This window comes from Paenibacillus sp. P46E, from assembly GCF_001909095.1.
Classification (GTDB): Bacteria; Bacillota; Bacilli; order Paenibacillales; family Paenibacillaceae; genus Paenibacillus_AQ; species Paenibacillus_AQ helianthi.
In genome coordinates, this window is sequence record NZ_LVYZ01000066.1 from 135,005 (window position 1) to 150,793 (window position 15,789).

18 protein-coding genes are annotated in these 15,789 nt (G+C 49.6%); 3 read left to right on the plus strand and 15 right to left on the minus strand.

Annotation, left to right across the window (positions count from 1 at the left end; translation table 11 throughout):
• The first annotated feature begins 80 nt into the window (after positions 1–80).
• Positions 81–260 carry a sporulation histidine kinase inhibitor Sda gene (gene sda / locus A3849_RS25080; RefSeq protein WP_074113834.1) on the plus strand — a complete coding sequence of 60 codons (180 nt, stop codon included), beginning with the start codon at positions 81–83 and terminating at the stop codon, positions 258–260.
• A gap of 128 nt (positions 261–388) precedes the next feature.
• Here sda and A3849_RS25085 read toward each other — a convergent pair whose 3' ends face one another.
• Entirely contained in the window at positions 389–697 is a 309-nt protein-coding gene (locus A3849_RS25085) for a hypothetical protein (RefSeq protein ID WP_074085269.1), read from the minus strand.
• A gap of 117 nt (positions 698–814) precedes the next feature.
• Positions 815–1,474 (minus strand): helix-turn-helix domain-containing protein, encoded by a 660-nt coding sequence (locus A3849_RS25090; RefSeq protein ID WP_074113835.1) that lies wholly within the window; start codon positions 1,472–1,474, stop codon positions 815–817.
• 172 nt (positions 1,475–1,646) lie between these two features.
• Between A3849_RS25090 and A3849_RS25095 the strand changes: the two genes are divergently transcribed.
• Complete coding sequence (locus tag A3849_RS25095) at positions 1,647–2,462, plus strand: FlxA-like family protein (protein ID WP_074113836.1); 816 nt, start codon at positions 1,647–1,649, stop codon at positions 2,460–2,462.
• A 160-nt stretch (positions 2,463–2,622) separates the two neighbouring features.
• Positions 2,623–3,021: a TM2 domain-containing protein gene (locus A3849_RS25100; RefSeq protein ID WP_083613654.1), complete on the plus strand. Its 399-nt coding sequence runs from the start codon at positions 2,623–2,625 to the stop codon at positions 3,019–3,021.
• Between the two features lie 291 nt (positions 3,022–3,312).
• On the opposite strand, the gene spo0A is transcribed toward A3849_RS25100, so the two are convergent.
• The 13 genes from spo0A to A3849_RS25165 all read right to left on the minus strand — a co-directional run bounded on the left by spo0A (position 3,313) and on the right by A3849_RS25165 (position 15,774).
• Positions 3,313–4,128 carry a sporulation transcription factor Spo0A gene (spo0A, locus tag A3849_RS25105; RefSeq protein ID WP_074085273.1) on the minus strand — a complete coding sequence of 272 codons (816 nt, stop codon included), beginning with the start codon at positions 4,126–4,128 and terminating at the stop codon, positions 3,313–3,315.
• A gap of 199 nt (positions 4,129–4,327) precedes the next feature.
• A complete protein-coding gene (gene spoIVB, locus A3849_RS25110; protein WP_372237795.1) occupies positions 4,328–5,428 on the minus strand; it encodes a SpoIVB peptidase in 1,101 nt (366 codons plus the stop codon).
• A 138-nt stretch (positions 5,429–5,566) separates the two neighbouring features.
• Positions 5,567–7,294, minus strand: a complete 1,728-nt coding sequence (gene recN / locus A3849_RS25115) for a DNA repair protein RecN (RefSeq protein ID WP_074113838.1) — start codon at positions 7,292–7,294, stop codon at positions 5,567–5,569.
• A gap of 42 nt (positions 7,295–7,336) precedes the next feature.
• A complete protein-coding gene (gene ahrC, locus A3849_RS25120) occupies positions 7,337–7,786 on the minus strand; it encodes a transcriptional regulator AhrC/ArgR (protein WP_074085276.1) in 450 nt (149 codons plus the stop codon).
• Between the two features lie 30 nt (positions 7,787–7,816).
• Positions 7,817–8,287 carry a hypothetical protein gene (locus A3849_RS25125; protein ID WP_083613655.1) on the minus strand — a complete coding sequence of 157 codons (471 nt, stop codon included), beginning with the start codon at positions 8,285–8,287 and terminating at the stop codon, positions 7,817–7,819.
• Between the two features lie 173 nt (positions 8,288–8,460).
• Positions 8,461–9,339 carry a TlyA family RNA methyltransferase gene (locus A3849_RS25130; protein ID WP_074113840.1) on the minus strand — a complete coding sequence of 293 codons (879 nt, stop codon included), beginning with the start codon at positions 9,337–9,339 and terminating at the stop codon, positions 8,461–8,463.
• A 46-nt stretch (positions 9,340–9,385) separates the two neighbouring features.
• Positions 9,386–11,290 (minus strand): 1-deoxy-D-xylulose-5-phosphate synthase, encoded by a 1,905-nt coding sequence (dxs, locus tag A3849_RS25135; RefSeq protein WP_074113841.1) that lies wholly within the window; start codon positions 11,288–11,290, stop codon positions 9,386–9,388.
• 98 nt (positions 11,291–11,388) lie between these two features.
• Entirely contained in the window at positions 11,389–12,336 is a 948-nt protein-coding gene (locus A3849_RS25140; RefSeq protein ID WP_074113842.1) for a polyprenyl synthetase family protein, read from the minus strand.
• On the minus strand, positions 12,323–12,580 hold the full coding sequence (gene xseB, locus A3849_RS25145) for an exodeoxyribonuclease VII small subunit (protein WP_074085281.1): 258 nt from the start codon (positions 12,578–12,580) through the stop codon (positions 12,323–12,325). The genes A3849_RS25140 and xseB overlap by 14 nt, the downstream gene beginning before the upstream one ends.
• Positions 12,564–13,937: an exodeoxyribonuclease VII large subunit gene (xseA, locus tag A3849_RS25150; protein ID WP_074113843.1), complete on the minus strand. Its 1,374-nt coding sequence runs from the start codon at positions 13,935–13,937 to the stop codon at positions 12,564–12,566. The genes xseB and xseA overlap by 17 nt, the downstream gene beginning before the upstream one ends.
• Positions 13,938–13,946: 9 nt before the next feature.
• Positions 13,947–14,810 carry a bifunctional methylenetetrahydrofolate dehydrogenase/methenyltetrahydrofolate cyclohydrolase FolD gene (gene folD / locus A3849_RS25155; protein ID WP_074113844.1) on the minus strand — a complete coding sequence of 288 codons (864 nt, stop codon included), beginning with the start codon at positions 14,808–14,810 and terminating at the stop codon, positions 13,947–13,949.
• A gap of 84 nt (positions 14,811–14,894) precedes the next feature.
• Complete coding sequence (nusB, locus tag A3849_RS25160) at positions 14,895–15,344, minus strand: transcription antitermination factor NusB (RefSeq protein ID WP_074113845.1); 450 nt, start codon at positions 15,342–15,344, stop codon at positions 14,895–14,897.
• Positions 15,345–15,540: 196 nt separating this feature from the next.
• Positions 15,541–15,774, minus strand: coding sequence for a DUF2273 domain-containing protein (locus A3849_RS25165; protein ID WP_074085285.1), 234 nt, complete (start codon positions 15,772–15,774; stop codon positions 15,541–15,543).
• Positions 15,775–15,789: the final 15 nt, after the last annotated feature.

A 15,789-nucleotide genomic window follows, 5' to 3' on the forward strand; every position in this document is an offset into this window, starting at 1 on the left:
GGGTTACCTTCCAAATGGTACCATTTAAATAGATTCGCAGTATTTTCTCAATCTACCAAAATAACCGATGGAGGAATCTAATGGATTATTATTTTCATCCTTCTCCGCGCCCCTCATCCCTGGAGCTATTATCTGACGAACAACTGTTGAACATCTACGAATTGGCCGTGGAGGCCAAAGCCTCACTTGATTTCATTGAGATCATCGAAACCGTTCTGACCGCGAGAAACATGGGTGACTTTGACCGTTCAGAAGATTGACCGTTAATTGTTCAGTACTACTACATATATCTTATGAACACATGATGTATGATCTGCAACAGACAGCAAAAAAGCCAGCCTCACTATTCAGTGGAGCTGGCTTTTTTGTGGGATAAAATGGAAAAAGACTACTCGATAAACTCCGTCTTGAAGACATTCTCCAGCTTGCCGCCCAATCTTTTTTTCAGGGGAACCTTAATATCCCGGCCCAGCTCCTTGAAAAAAGTATCCACATCACACTTCACGTTCTGTGCCATGGCAATAACCGTTCCGTCACTCACAATATTCTGGTTCACTTCAAGAGGTACATCCACTTCAATATCATACTTCTTGGTCAATGTTTTGATATATCTGGCAAAGATCTCAAGCAGCTCTTCATTGTTGAAATTCTCAATCGCGGCTTTTCCCTTGCTGGTAAATTTCATATTAACTCTCATTAGGATTTCCCCTTTTCTGTCATACCATTTTTTGTTGTTTGCTATATGGTTCAAGATGAATAGATGGCTGCAAGAAAGGGCAACATTATTCATTATTGAAAACGGATGAGTCAGCTGTTATTTGAAGGCTCCGTTAACCTGCTGCACTTTAAATTGGGTAAATTCCTTAAGGGCTTGAATGACCTGATCCTGCTCGTCTTCCTTCAGCTCGTAGATACATTCCCGGAGCCACTCTCCGAACATGTACGCCTGTCTGCCTTTTCGGGGCTGCTTGCGCAGGGAGTCTAGACTGCCTTCAAATTTATCGTTCAGTACATCGTTAAGATTATATTTCTCAATTTTTTCTATTACCATTCCTGCCCCATATTCCGTTTCATAAACGATCACCTCGTTTGAGTCGAACGAAACATAGGAGGTTTCCTTGCCTTCCTTCGCCCGGAATTCCTTCAGCTTGTTGAAAGCTGTCTCATAGATGTAATCCTGGGACTGATTGTGCTGAGGATGCTTATATTCCTGCTTGAGGGTCTTGATATATTCTAGGTCAGGCATATAATCCGCCAGATGGTACATCCGGTTCTTGAGATCTGCTCCAAGCGCCTCAATAATCTTATCCAGATTATCTTTTAGCGGAATACTCTCGCCTCGTTCAATCTTGCTGAGCTGGGAATAGCTGATGCCGCTCTTCTCCTCCAGCCCTCTTAAGGTCAGCCCACGGGTTTTTCTGAAGTGCCGGATGAAGTTCCCCAGCTCATCGGGATAGTTATCGAAATCGTTCATAGGAGTCACCTCTACCTATATCATAACACAACATAACACTTTGTGTTTCATTATAACAATTAATACCTGAAAAACTTTGGCTGGCGAAGCCAATTTTACTTATTTTCCCTTGTCGTATTACCGATATAGCTTTTATATGGAAAATAATTCTTTCATTTAGGAGGAAATCCTCATGGCATTGATCTCATCTATATCTAGTAACACTAGTCCTATTCAAAATAACAGCCATCAAGCCATTTCAAATTCCAGAGACAAAGAAATTCAAGGCTTGATGGACCAGAAATCAAGAATCAACGAGCAAATTGAAGCTGTAAAATCCAATGAGAATATGGATAAAAAACTAAAGCAAGAACGGGTACAGGCCCTGAAAACATCCATACAGGAAATTGATGCACAAATCGCCCAGATAAAAGCCGAGGAAATGCAGGAAAAGATAGAGAATAGCAAGCCCAATAAGGCCGAAATAAAAAAGCCTGAAACGGAACCCACATCGGATATTACCGCTGAATCCATGCATGTCCTACTGCAGAATCATATCACTTATGACCGGCTGGGCAAGCTGGTGGGCCTTAGCAAGAAGGTGGAAGGTGAAATCAAGCCTTTGGAGGGTGAGGTGAAGCTGGAGGAAGTCCGATTATCCAACAACCCAACCCATGATGCCGGAAGAGCCACTATGCTGGAAAATGCGGAACGCACAGTCCTTCAAACCAAAAGAGACAGGGTCCAGGATATCAAATCTACTGTTCGTAGCATCGACAGCAAAATTGGAGATGCAGTATCCGAACTGAAAGACAACGGCAATACGGCAGCAACAAGAAAAGATCTCCCCAGGTCGCTTTTACATCCCGAAGGTACAGAGAAGGAGGATCAGGACCATTCTTCAGCAAGCCAAAAGAAAACAGACACCGCTGAGGCCCCAGCCACCGGCGTATCGGGTCAGCTAAACGATAAATCCTCTGGATCACGTTCGATCGATATTCGGGTTTAGGCTCCTAGGACTAGGATAATAAATACATATATTTAAATTTGAATATTTTTAAATTAAATATAATTCCATTTATTAATAAATTTCCCTCTATTTCAACAATATATGATAGAATATTCATAGGTGAAATTACCTATATTATTATTTGCTGGAGGAATATAAAATGTCCGGTTCTAACCTAAGAACAGCACAACCAACGAATTCAACTCAAATGAAATTTTGCTTACACTGCGGGGAGAAAATACCTCTAAAAGCAGTCGTGTGTAATAAGTGCGGACTGCAAGTAGAAGAGTTGAAAGGATCAGCCTCTCAACCCCATATTGTTATTAATAATTCTAATTTGAACAACAACGTAAACAACAATGCAGGGTCGGGTAGAAGAAAAAGCAAATGGGTTTCCGTTCTTCTCTGTTTCTTCCTTGGTGTCTTTGGAGTACATAGATTTTATGAAGGCAAAATTGGGACTGGGATCCTTTATCTATTTACTGGAGGGTTGATGGGAATCGGAGCTTTAGTTGATTTCATCATTCTTTTATTTAAACCAGATCCTTATTTTGTATAAAACAAAAGGACTGACTCTACATGGGGAGTGTTAACAAAAGGAGGTTATGGGTGAAAATCCACAACCTCCTTTTGTTTTCCGGATTTTCATCACAAAGGGGAATAAAAAAATTCTGAAGTGCACAGCGATTGGAACAACGGTCCGTTCGTGCAGCGTCCTAACCGAGCGCAAATGTCCATCCTACTCCAAAACAAGGGGCGTCCCAACCATTTCATGGCTTATGGGACACCCCCGTTTCATGAATAATAATCAGATTTCAATACCCCGTCACGTATCCTGCCCCTTACCCTTTCAAGACACCTTATGCTCAATCCGCAGCTTGTCGGCTACCATGGCAATAAATTCCGAGTTAGTCGGCTTGGATTTGGAGATATTAATGGTATAGCCGAACAGGTGGGAGATGCTGTCGATGTTGCCACGGGTCCAGGCCACCTCGATGGCGTGTCGAATGGCGCGTTCTACACGAGACGGTGTTGTCTTGAATTTTTCGGCTATTGCCGGGTACAAGGTCTTGGTGATGGCTCCCAGGATCTCAATGTTGTTATATACCATGGTAATGGCTTCACGCAGATACTGATAACCCTTGATATGCGCAGGTACGCCAATTTCATGAATGATCGAGGTAATGTTGGCATCCAGGTTCTTGCCCTTGGAGAGCGGCACTACGTTGCTTCCTCTGGAGCCCGAATAATTGGACATGCTGGATGAAGTGCTCATGCTGCCCTGTGTACCGGCGAGTTGCCGCACACGGTTGGCGAGAACCTCCATATCGAATGGCTTCAAAATATAATAAGATGCGCCTAGCTGCACAGCACGCTGAGTGATGTTCTCCTGACCGAAGGCGGTCAGCATAATGACCTTTGGTTCCGGCTTCAGATCCATATCGCGCAGGCGCTCCAGGACACCCAATCCGTCCAAATGAGGCATGATGATATCAAGAATAAGGACATCGGGAATTTTGCGTGCTTCGCTCAGCATTTGAAGTACTTCTTCCCCATTATAGGCGATGCCCGTCACGGTCATATCTTCTTGTTCCGTAATGTACTCGGCAAGCAAATTCGTAAACTCCCTGTTGTCATCGGCCAACAACACTTCAATGTTCTGCACTGGCTGCTTCCTCCTTATTTATATCTGCTATTCGAAAATAATCATTTATCTTCGCTCCCTTACAATTTCGACATACTGATTCAATATCCTTCTGTCGAAAATTATTTTTCTTTATTTTTTTTTAGAGTTGGATTATAATTAATAATTTTATTTCATGGTTCGATCTTGTTCGCTGGTCTTCGACAAAAAAATCTTAAGGCTAAACCGCCTTAAGATCATAGGGAAAAGTGTGTTCTTGCAGGGCTGCACCGGAATCCTGAAGCATCCATTCGATAAAACAGCCATAGCCTGATTTGGGATCATTGACGAATACATGGGTTACCGCACCGACCAAACGCCCATTCTGTACAATAGGACTGCCGCTCATACCTTGAACAATGCCGCCCGTCTTATCAATCAGTCGGGGATCGGTAATACGAAGCACCATGCCTTTGGTCGCTGGAGTATCCTGACGTGCAACATGAATAATCTCTACATTAAATCGTTCCACCTGCTGTCCATCCACAACCGTCAGAATTTGCGCCGGACCTTCCTTCACTTCATTACTCATAGCCACCGGAATCGGTTCCTTGTATAGGCTGTGCTCCGGGTTGCGGGTCATTTTACCGAAGATTCCAAAATCCGTATTACTCTCCACATTCCCGAGGACCTGACTCTCCTTAAGAAAATGGGCCCGTTTCTCACCTGGATCGCCATCCTGGCTCTTGGATATAGAGGTCACGCTGGATTGCACAATATGTCCGCTGCCAACGACAATAGGAGTCCCGGTGTTCATATCGGTAATAACATGGCCCAGTGCACCATACACTCCCTGCTCCGGTGCATAAAAGGTCAGAGTCCCGACACCCGCCGCAGAATCGCGGATATAGAGGCCCAAGCGCCAAACCTTGTCATTACGGTCATATGCCGGTGTCAGCTTAGCTGTATGCTCTTTACCGGCACGTTTGTACACAATCGTAAGGGGCTGATGGGATTTGCCTGCATGCTCCACTAGCCTGGAAACCTTGGACACCTCGTCCAGCTTCACCCCATTGATGGAGATCATCAAATCCCCGGGCAGTAAACCACTGTTCTCACCAGGAGAAAGCTTGGACTGCTTTGACACTTCAATTAAATGATGTCCTACAACAAGCACGCCTGCTGACTTTACTTTTACACCAATCGTTTGCCCCCCCGGGATCACCTTGAGATCACGGGTTTCCCCCAAAACGGTCTTGTCAGCCTGCGCTGCAGCATAGCTCTGATGAGGTCCCGTTATGCCTGATAAGCTGAGAAAGAAGGCAAATAAAAGGCCGGGCATTAATTTCCTGAGGTTCGGCTTCAATGGCTGTCACGCTCCCTTTTGCTTCTTTCGCTTGACGAAAAAGGTGGTCGCCAATTGCGTACCTATAAGATAACCTTGCCCCCAGGCTTTTATTACTGTCAATCATTGTCCCGCTTACCCTGCAGCCGCCTTGCTGGCCTCGGCCAGTCCGAGCATTTCCTGTGCGTGGTGCAAGGTTTTTTCGGTAATTTCCACACCGCCCAGCATTCTGGCCAGCTCCATGACCCGGCCTTCTAAGGGCAGCGATTCCACTTCGGTCATCGTGCGCCCGTCTTCAACTTTCTTGCGGATCAGATACTGATGATCAGCCATGCACGCTACCTGAGGCAGATGGGTAATGGAGAACACCTGACAGGTGGCTGAAAGCTTGTACAGCTTGTCAGCGATTGATTGGGCTGCTCTTCCGCTGACCCCGGTATCCACTTCGTCAAAAATGAGTACAGGGATCGCATCGTGCCGGGCAAAAATACTCTTCATCGCCAGCATAATCCGTGACAGCTCACCGCCTGAAGCGATTTTGCCCAGCGGGCGAAGCGGCTCACCTGGATTCGGAGAGATCATGAACTCTGCACTGTCGATGCCTTGGCGGGTCAGCCGGTAGCGGCGGTCCTGGTATTCCACACCACGGGGGTCCTCCAGAATATCCATTTTCACCTGAAGCGAGGTCCGTTCCATCTGCAGGTCTTTCAGTTCACTTTCAACTTGGGTAGCCAAATCTGCTGCACACTGCCGGCGGGCTTCACTGAGCGCCTCCGCTGCTTCCATTAATGTGTTCAGGAGTCCGTTGCGCTTCACGGTCAGCTTCTCAATATATTCATCCTTATTCTCCAGCAAATCGGTCTCCCGGCTAATTTGCTCATAATAAGCCAGAATCTGCTCTACGCTGTCTCCATATTTGCGCCGAAGTCCGGAGATCTGATCCAACCGGTTCTCAATATCCTCGAGCCGTGCCGGGTTGAACTCAATATCCTCACGGTAATCCCGCAGCTGAAAGGCGGCATCCTCCAGCTGGTAATATGAGGATTGAAGCTGGTCCAGGATACCCTTCAGACCTTTCTCATCGTATCGAACCGCATCCTCCAGCCGGGAAATCACATTACCGATGGATTCCAGCCCCTGCCTGTCATACAGCAGCTCGTATGCGCCGGATACCGAATCCATCATTTTCTCGCTGTGGGATAGTTTGACCCTTTCTTCGGCAAGTAATTCATCTTCCCCCGGTTTTAGTCCTGCGGAAGAAATTTCCTCCAGCTGAAAACGGTATAAATCCAGCATCTGATAGGCCTTCTGGCTGGTTTCCTGCAATTCACGGAGTTCTTTTTCCACCTTAGCAAAGGCGGTATATTTCTCTTGATAGTCGGCCTTAAGCGGTCCGATAACAGCTTCGCCGTAAGTATCCAGTAGGCCCAGATGGCGCTCTGCCTTCAGCAGATTCTGATGCTCATGCTGTCCGTGAATATTAACCAGCTGTTCACCGATTTCCCGCAGCATGCTAAGATTTACCATCTGTCCGTTGACACGCGAAGTGCTTTTGCCTTGGGAGGTAATCTCACGGCGGATAATTAAATGCTCCTCAGGATCTGCTGTGATGCCAAGACGCTCCAGCGTCTCCCATACGGGATGTGATACAGGCAGGCTGAATAGCGCTTCCATCTCTGCTTTGTCTGTACCGTAACGGATGGAATCCGCTGAGCCACGGCCTCCGACCACAAGTCCAAGCGCATCGATAATGATTGATTTCCCTGCACCGGTCTCCCCTGTAAGTACATGAAAACCGGGATAAAAATGCACATCCACCGCTTCAACAACGGCAAGATTACGGATCGACAATGTGTCTAACACGAATACTGCACCTCCGAAAAGATGATTGCGACATCTATGATTCTAGGATATATATCCCATGATTTGCGAAATTACGTCTTTGCTGTTCTCTGGCTGACGGCAGATAATCAGGATCGTATCGTCACCGGAAATGGTACCCATAATCTGCGGCCAATCAATATTATCGATCAGGGCAGCGACAGAGTTAGCCGTTCCCGGGAGACATTTCATCACCACAAGGTTCCCGGAGGAATCAATATGCACAAAATTGTCCACCAGCACACGCTTCAGCTTCTGTGTCGGGTTGTAGCGTTGATCTGTAGGCAGGGAATATTTGTATCTCCCATCGTCCATAGGTACTTTTATCAGCAAAAGCTCCTTAATATCCCGCGACACCGTAGCCTGGGTAACCTGAAAACCGGCCTCTCGCAGTGCTTCTACCAAATCGTCTTGCGTCTCAATTTCCTGTTGTGTAATGATCTCACGTATCTTTATGTGCCTGTGACCTTTCATTGTTGCCTCCCGTATGATTAAGTTAACTTTCTAATTGGATTCGCCGTCGTCTTTGCCCAGCCTGATCTCATGGATTACAGAAGTGACGGTATTAACATATAGCACTCCGCTGCAGTCCGGATAAATCAGCAGGTAAGGCAAAAGTGAATCCCGGAGGCTGCTTCCGGTAAAGTCGAGCGTTTTGCGCGGGCGGGATAGAATGACCAAATAGTAGGAATCCTCTTCCTTGCTCGCTACATAATCAATGAACAGCCTGCTGTACATGGAAGCCCCGTCTACATTAAAAGACAGCGGAATCTTCAGCTTGCCTCCGATCACTTCGTAGCCCGCTGCTTCCAGCAAATCAATGGAAGGATGAGGCAAAATGACTTTATTCAGCGGAAGCCTGTCCTTAATGAACGAACGCGGGGAGCTTTGCAGCCATATGTAAATCCGATAAATGATAAATATTGCGACTGCCAGTCCAATTAGCACCATTACGGTTTTATCAGAGCCCGCCAACTTCATCACCTCGGTGATTAATTCGCGTGAAGCCCGCTAAAATCCTGCTTTGGCAGCCGAAATCGCAGCTGAAAGTGATTGTAGCAATTTCATAATAGAGGAAAGATAAGGCTAGACTACCTTATTCCTCAGTATATTGCAAAAAAGCTTTGGTACAGTCAAAAAGAAACTCATCACTTGGATGAGTTTCCAGATTTGCTGACTTTGAAGGTTGCTGCCGCTTCCTGGATCACAGCCTCGGCGATTGCTGCGAAGTTGTCCGGCAGTAGTTCTCCTGAAGGCTGTTCATCGCCGGACTCTATTGCCTCAGGCAGGAGCTTCCAGTGGGCCAAAAACTCGATATTGCCTTCACCTCCAGTGATGGGGGAGAAGGTTAAGCCTTTCAGCCTGTAGCCCAGTTCAGCAGCCATGCCCAGAACGTTCATGAGCACCTCTTTGTGGACAGCCGGTTCGCGGACCACACCTGATTTCCCGACCTTTTCCCGGCCGGCTTCGAACTGCGGCTTGATCAGCGCAGCAATATCTGCAGGGCGTTCAAGAAGCGCCATCAGCGGCGGTAAAATAATTTTGAGAGAAATAAATGATACATCTATGCTGGCAAAATCGGGAACAGGACCTTGAAGGTCGGGTGGGGTCATATAACGGAAATTCGTCTGCTCCATCACACTTACCCGTTCATCATTGCGCAGACTCCAGTCCAGCTGATTATAGCCTACATCAATAGCGTATACGTGGCTTGCTCCGTTCTGGAGTGCGCAATCGGTAAAGCCTCCTGTGGAAGAACCGATATCCAGCATGGTGCGCCCGTTCAGGTCAATACCAAACTGCCGCAGCGCCTTCTCCAGCTTCAGCCCGCCACGGCTGACATAGGGGTGTACCGCACCTTTCACCCTCAGGACGGCGTTACGCAGCACCTTCATCCCGGCCTTCTCAATCCGTTCCTCATTCGCAAGCACCAGCCCGGCCATGATAGCTGCCTTGGCCTTCTCACGGCTATCGTAAAATCCTTGTTCCACTAACAATACGTCAATCCGTTCCTTAGGGTGTTCCATGGTCATCTCCTGATTGTTCTTAGGCTTGCCGCTTCAACTGTCCTGTTCAGGAGGTTGAGGTCGTCTTATAGGCAAATGAGCTCGATGCCTTCATCGTCTTGATCCGGCTGACTACTGCTTCAACAGTCAATCCGGTTTGCTGGCGCTGTTCTTTGATGGAGCCATGCTCTACAAAGATATCCGGCACGCCCATCAAATGAACACGGGCATCATAAATTTCATGCTCCGCATAAAATTCAAGCACCGCGCTGCCCAGACTTCCCGCCTGGCTGGCTTCTTCCAGTACAATCATTCCAGTGCCTGCGTGGGCCAGATCGAGCAGCATGGAGCTGTCAAGCGGCTTCAGGAAGCGGGCGTTGACAACACTCAACTGAATGCCTTCCCGCTTCAGCTGCTCTGCCGCTTCTTCAGCCACCTGAACCATAGGTCCGCAGGCGAGTACAGCGTAGTCATCGCCTGGACGCAGCCGCTCCCAGGAACCGATTGGAAGTACCTGTAGCTCGGTATCCATGTCAACACCGGTGCCGTCAATCCGCGGATACCGGTAAGCGATCGGACCATCATTATATTCAAGAGCTGTCTTCATCATATGGCGCAGCTCGTTCTCATCCTTCGGCATCATCATCACCATATTCGGAATATGGCGCATAAAGGCTATATCATATACCCCTTGATGTGTCTCGCCGTCAGCACCGACAAAGCCTGCACGGTCGATAGCGAACATAACATTGGCGTTATGACGGCAGATATCATGCACAATCTGATCATAGGCCCGCTGCATAAAGGTAGAGTACACTGCATACACAGGTTTCATCCCCTCCATCGCCAAGGCTGCACATAAAGTTGCCGCATGCTGCTCGGCAATGCCGACATCAATCATCCGGTCGGGAAATTCCTTGGCGAACGGGAACAGTCCTGAGCCGCCAGGCATCGCCGGAGTCACTGCGATCAGCCGCTTGTCCTGACGGCCCAGTTCGATTAATGTCTGACCAAATACTTCAGTATACATAGGATTCCCGACAGCTTTTAAGGACTGGCCGGACTCAATTTTATAAGGAGAAATGGCATGTGATTTGTAGAAATCGGTTTCAGCAGGTTTGTACCCCTTGCCCTTAGTAGTCAGAACATGCACCAGTACAGGTCCGGATACATTATCGGCCTGATGAAAGGTATCTATCAGCTTCTCCATGTCATGACCGTCGACCGGTCCAAGGTATGTGAAGCCAAGCTCCTCAAACAGCACACCGGGAACCATCATATATTTAAGACTGTCTTTCACATTCTGGGCAGTCTTGGCGAGCCTTCCACCGATGGCAGGAATCTTCTTCAGCAGTCCTTCGACTTCATCCTTTGCTCGCAGGTAGTGGCGGTCCGAACGGATTTTGCTCAAATAGTTGTGCATTGCCCCCACATTCGGCGCAATCGACATTTCATTGTCATTGAGGATAACCATCAACTTGCGGCGTTCGTGGCCGATGTGGTTAAGTGCTTCAAACGCCATCCCGCCGGTCAGCGCTCCGTCCCCGATGACAGCGATAACCTTGTTGTCTTCGCCTTTCAGATCACGGGCCATGGCCATACCCATTGCCGCTGACAGCGAAGTACTGCTGTGCCCGGCTTCCCAGACATCATGTTCACTTTCCGAACGCTTAACAAAGCCGCACAATCCGTCTTTTTTGCGCAGCGTGTCAAAACGGTCCTGGCGGCCGGTCAATATCTTATGGACATATGCCTGGTGGCCTACGTCATATATCATTTTGTCCCGGGGACTATCATAACAGTAGTGCAGGGCCAGTGTGAGCTCCACTACCCCCAGATTGGAGCCGAGGTGCCCGCCTGTTGCAGTAAGTTTCTCGATCAGAAACCGGCGGATCTCCTCCGCAAGAGTAGCCAGCTCCTCGACTGACAAAGATTTAAGTTGCTGAGGATCATTTATTTGTGGAAGCAGCACGAGTATTCCCCGCTTTCCTAGATGTTGTAAAATATATATAAACCCCATTATAACACAAACGAAACGGCTGTCGAAATACAGCCGTCCCGGAATTCATGCTAGTGATCACGCTTCATCAGGTATTCCGCGATGTCCAAGAGGCGGGTACTGTCGTGAAAACCGCCTTCAAGTACTGCACTGCGGGCGGCCGCTGTCAGCCGCCGGACCTCTTCGCGGGAAGCGTCCAGCCCGATAAAGTACGGGTAAGTCACCTTCTGTTGCTTAACGTCGCTGCCTGTTTTTTTGCCGAGCTTGCCTTCGTCCCCGACCAGATCAAGAATATCATCCTGAATCTGAAAGGCCAGTCCGATATGGGTTCCGAAATCACGCAATGCTTCAAGCTGTCTGCTGTCTGCTCCTGCAATTCGTCCGCCTGCCACAAGGGAGAATATGATCAGATCCCCTGTCTTATGTTGGTGGATATACTGAAGCTGCTGCAGATCGGTAAGCCCCTGTTCGCCCTCCATATCGGCAATTTGTCCTCCGACCATGCCCCGCGGGCCTGCCATTTCTGCCAGATCCTCTACAACTGAAAGGGCTCTGTCCGCTGAAATGCCATGTCTCCGTGAAGCCTGGACAACGCTGTAAAAGGCATGTGTCAGCAGCGCGTCTCCGGCCAGAATCGCCGTAGCCTCGCCAAACACCTTGTGGTTGGTCAGTTTGCCGCGACGGTAATCGTCATTATCCATTGCGGGCAGATCATCGTGGATCAGCGAATAGGTATGTACCATCTCGATTGCAGCTGCTACCGGCAGAGCCGCTTCACGGCTGCCTCCCAGTGCCTCGCAGGCTGCGACTACCAGCAGTGGACGGAGACGTTTGCCCCCGGCTTGCAGAGAATAGTTCATCGCATCCTTCAGACTGCCGGGCACCTTCCAATGCTCAGGCAAGGTCGCCTCCAGCTCCTTCACAACCAGGCCGCTGATCTCCGTAATATATTTACTCAACGGCTGACGCTGCAGATTCCCCGTAGGCTCTGCCGCCTGCTTGGGTTCAAAGCGATTCATCGCCGTCACCTTCCAGCCGGGCACCGAACGGTTTTTTGCGCAGTTCTCCGTCCATCTCGGTGATCATTTCGATTTTGCGCTCCACCTGCTCCAGCTTACTTCCGCACAGCTGCGAGAGCTTCATGCCCTGCTGAAACAAATCGATTGCCTTTTCCAGGGGAACGTCGCCGTGCTCGAGCTCACGCACGATTTCTTCCAGCCGCTCCATGGCTCCTTCAAAGTCCAATTCAGCTTCCTTCGCCATTTGTTATGCCATCCTCCTTCATTCCCCATACCTGGCAGCTTAGCTGTCCGTCGTTCAGCTTTATGTTGACCATGTCGCCGAGCTCTACTTCGTTCAGCGATTTGATTAAGTGCTCTTCCTGCTCGTCATAGACGAGACTGTACCCTCGCGACATCACCTTAAGCGGACTGAGCGCATCGAGATGGCGCAGCTCGGCAGCGAAGCGCGAGCGCTTCTCCTGCAGGCGCACCTGCATGGCACCCGCAAGCTCGCGGGTGATGCTCTCGGTGCGCCGCCGCGCAGCGCTGACACTCGCCTGCGGGTGGAAGCGCTGCAGGCTGTGATGCAGCACGGCCTGGCGCTCCCGCGCTCGGCCGTGCCGTTCTCTCGCTGCGCGGAGCAGGCCCCCGCGCAGCATGTCCAGCCGCTGCGCGTGCTGGGCCAGCTGGCGGCGTGGGCCGACCAGCTCCAGCGAGCGCTGCAGCGAGGCCAGGCGCTCGCCGCCGCGCTGCGAGCGGCGCAACAGTCCCTGGCGCAGGCGCTGCTGCGCTGTGCGGAGCTGTGCCGCCAGCTCCGCGGCATGCGGTACGGCCAGCTCAGCCGCCGCCGTCGGGGTTGCCGCCCGAAGATCGGCGGCGAAGTCGGCGATCGTGAAATCGGTCTCATGGCCTACGGCCGAGATGACCGGAATACGTGAGGCTGCAATCGCTCGGGCTACAGCCTCCTCATTGAAGGCCCATAGCTCTTCCAGGGAGCCGCCCCCGCGTCCGACAATGAGCACATCGGCTTCGCCCATAGCGTTCAGGTTCTCAATCGCCTTCACAATGGAAGACCCTGCACCATTCCCCTGTACCAGGACTGGATACAGTACAACTGCAACCTGCGGAAACCGCCGCTGCAGCGTGATGATAATGTCCCGCACGGCCGCACCTGTCGGGGAAGTCACTACCCCGATGCAGTGGGGAAACCGAGGGAGCGGCCGTTTGCGTGCCGCCGCAAACAGGCCTTCCAGCTCCAGCTTATTCTTCAGCTGTTCATATGCCAGATACAAACTGCCGATACCATCGGGCTGCATATGTGTGGCATAGAACTGGTACTGCCCGTCCCGTTCGTAGACGGTCACATTCCCTCTTGCGATTACCTTGGTCCCTTCCTTCGGTACAAAGGGCAGCCGCTGGTTATGGGAAGCAAACATGATGGACTTGATCCGGCTGCTCTCATCCTTAAGTGTAAAATACATATGACCGCTGCCGTGGTGGGTGAAATTCGAGATTTCCCCGCGAACCCATACATCAGAGAGCACTACATCCGAATCGAGCTTCATGCGGATATAACGGTTAAGCTCTTTAATCGAATAAATCTGCCGATCTGCCGCCATGGGCGCTACCTATTCCTTATCCAGGCCGCGGCGGCGTTTGGCTGCAGTAAGCGTATTGGCCATCAGCATGGTAATGGTCATCGGTCCTACGCCACCAGGTACAGGAGTAATGTATCCGGCAACTTCCTTCGCGCTTTCATAGTCCACATCTCCGGCGAGCTTGCCGTTATCCAAACGGTTCATTCCGACATCGATAACCACCGCGCCCGGCTTTACAAAAGAGCCGTCAATGAAGTTGGCCCGGCCAATAGCAACAACCAGAATATCTGCCTGACGGCTAAGTTCAGCCATGTTTGCGGTCCGCGAATGACACATCGTTACTGTAGCATTCTCGCGCTGAAGCAGCAGGGATACCGGTTTGCCGACAATGTTGCTCCGTCCGATTACAACAGCATGCTTGCCGGACATTCCGGTGCCTGTGCGCTTGATCAGTTCGATCACACCCGCAGGCGTGCAGGGCAAGAGGCTGTCATCTCCGATAACCAGATTGCCGACGTTAATCGGATGGAAACCGTCCACATCTTTGTCCACAGCAATGGCATTAATTACAGCCTTCTCGTCAATGTGATTTGGAAGCGGAAGCTGCACCAGAATCCCGTCAATTTCATCCCTGCGGTTCAGTTCAGCTACAAGCGCCAGCAAATCTTCCTGACTTGTCGCAGCATCCAGTCTGTGCACTTCGGAATGGAATCCCAGTTCAGTACTGGATTTTTCTTTATTGCGCACATAGACCTGAGATGCAGCATCTTCACCAACGAGTACAACAGCAAGACCAGGCTTTACGCCCCGTTCGGCTAATGAGGCAACTTCCCGGGCAATGTCGATACGAATTTCGTCAGATACTTGTTTACCGCTGATAATTGCTGCTGTCATGTAATTCTCTCCCCTTTTATCTGCTTTGAAAGTTTGGATGAAGCGTGAAACCAGTACATTCTTATATTTCGATAAAAACAGCTTTTACAGATCCGTCTTAAGCGTATCAATCTCCTGAATCATCTTGCCAAGCACACCATTAACGAACTTCCCGGAATCATCAGTGCCAAAATGTTTGGCCAGATCAATGGCTTCATTGACAGAAACCTTAGCCGGCACATCGTTTGCAAAGACCATCTCATACGTGGCAAGACGGAGAATCTGGCGGTCTACCCGTGAGAGCCGGCTCATCTGCCAGCCCTTCAGATAATGCTCCAGCATATCGTCAATGGCCATCTTGTGTTCCCATACACCGTTAACATGCGCTACAACATAAGCTTTCAGCTCGATTTCGTCTGTAATTACACGTTCGGTCTCATTTTCTTCCGAAGCTTCGGCTATCAGCATTTCCACCGCTTCCGCACTTTCCACTTCATTCATTTCCATCTGATACAGGCTTTGGACAATAATTTCTCTTGCTAAACGTCTTTTCATGTGTTCCTCCTACAAACATATCTTGTTTGCTTATATTGGGTGTATCGTTGTTTCTTCCTGCAACTATTGTAAGCTTAATGGAGCAGGTTCTATCCTCTAAGAGAGCAGCAACTGCAAAAAAACCGCGCAGCCCTTCCTCCGGCATCAGGCAACTCATACTACGGGTTCCAGGCTCCGGAAGAAAAACTATCGCGGTTCATTTGAAAGGACGCCAGCGTCCGGACAACCGCCCTACCAGCTCCTGCCACTGAAACAGCGGGGGCTGAGCGGTGTCCTTTCTTTTGCCAAGCGTATATCCTATGAACACAACCAGTGCAAAGAACAGCATATCCCAAAAACCGCTAATCAAATAAATCAACCCGAGAACGACACCGAAGGTGACTCCGGCAATTCTACCCCCGTGACTTTCCCATACTGCTTTCCACAACATAAGGGAAACTCACCT

Excerpts from the sequence above, each read along its gene's own strand:
- sda (WP_074113834.1), top strand. The coding sequence starts at position 81 with ATGGATTATTATTTTCATCCTTCTCCGCGCCCCTCATCCCTGGAGCTA.
- A3849_RS25085 (WP_074085269.1), bottom strand. The coding sequence starts at position 697 with ATGAGAGTTAATATGAAATTTACCAGCAAGGGAAAAGCCGCGATTGAG.
- A3849_RS25090 (WP_074113835.1), bottom strand. The coding sequence starts at position 1,474 with ATGAACGATTTCGATAACTATCCCGATGAGCTGGGGAACTTCATCCGG.
- A3849_RS25095 (WP_074113836.1), top strand. The coding sequence starts at position 1,647 with ATGGCATTGATCTCATCTATATCTAGTAACACTAGTCCTATTCAAAAT.
- A3849_RS25100 (WP_083613654.1), top strand. The coding sequence starts at position 2,623 with ATGTCCGGTTCTAACCTAAGAACAGCACAACCAACGAATTCAACTCAA.
- spoIVB (WP_372237795.1), bottom strand. The coding sequence starts at position 5,428 with ATGCCCGGCCTTTTATTTGCCTTCTTTCTCAGCTTATCAGGCATAACG.
- ahrC (WP_074085276.1), bottom strand. The coding sequence starts at position 7,786 with ATGAAAGGTCACAGGCACATAAAGATACGTGAGATCATTACACAACAG.
- A3849_RS25130 (WP_074113840.1), bottom strand. The coding sequence starts at position 9,339 with ATGGAACACCCTAAGGAACGGATTGACGTATTGTTAGTGGAACAAGGA.
- A3849_RS25140 (WP_074113842.1), bottom strand. The coding sequence starts at position 12,336 with ATGAATCGCTTTGAACCCAAGCAGGCGGCAGAGCCTACGGGGAATCTG.
- xseB (WP_074085281.1), bottom strand. The coding sequence starts at position 12,580 with ATGGCGAAGGAAGCTGAATTGGACTTTGAAGGAGCCATGGAGCGGCTG.
- xseA (WP_074113843.1), bottom strand. The coding sequence starts at position 13,937 with ATGGCGGCAGATCGGCAGATTTATTCGATTAAAGAGCTTAACCGTTAT.
- folD (WP_074113844.1), bottom strand. The coding sequence starts at position 14,810 with ATGACAGCAGCAATTATCAGCGGTAAACAAGTATCTGACGAAATTCGT.
- nusB (WP_074113845.1), bottom strand. The coding sequence starts at position 15,344 with ATGAAAAGACGTTTAGCAAGAGAAATTATTGTCCAAAGCCTGTATCAG.
- A3849_RS25165 (WP_074085285.1), bottom strand. The coding sequence starts at position 15,774 with ATGTTGTGGAAAGCAGTATGGGAAAGTCACGGGGGTAGAATTGCCGGA.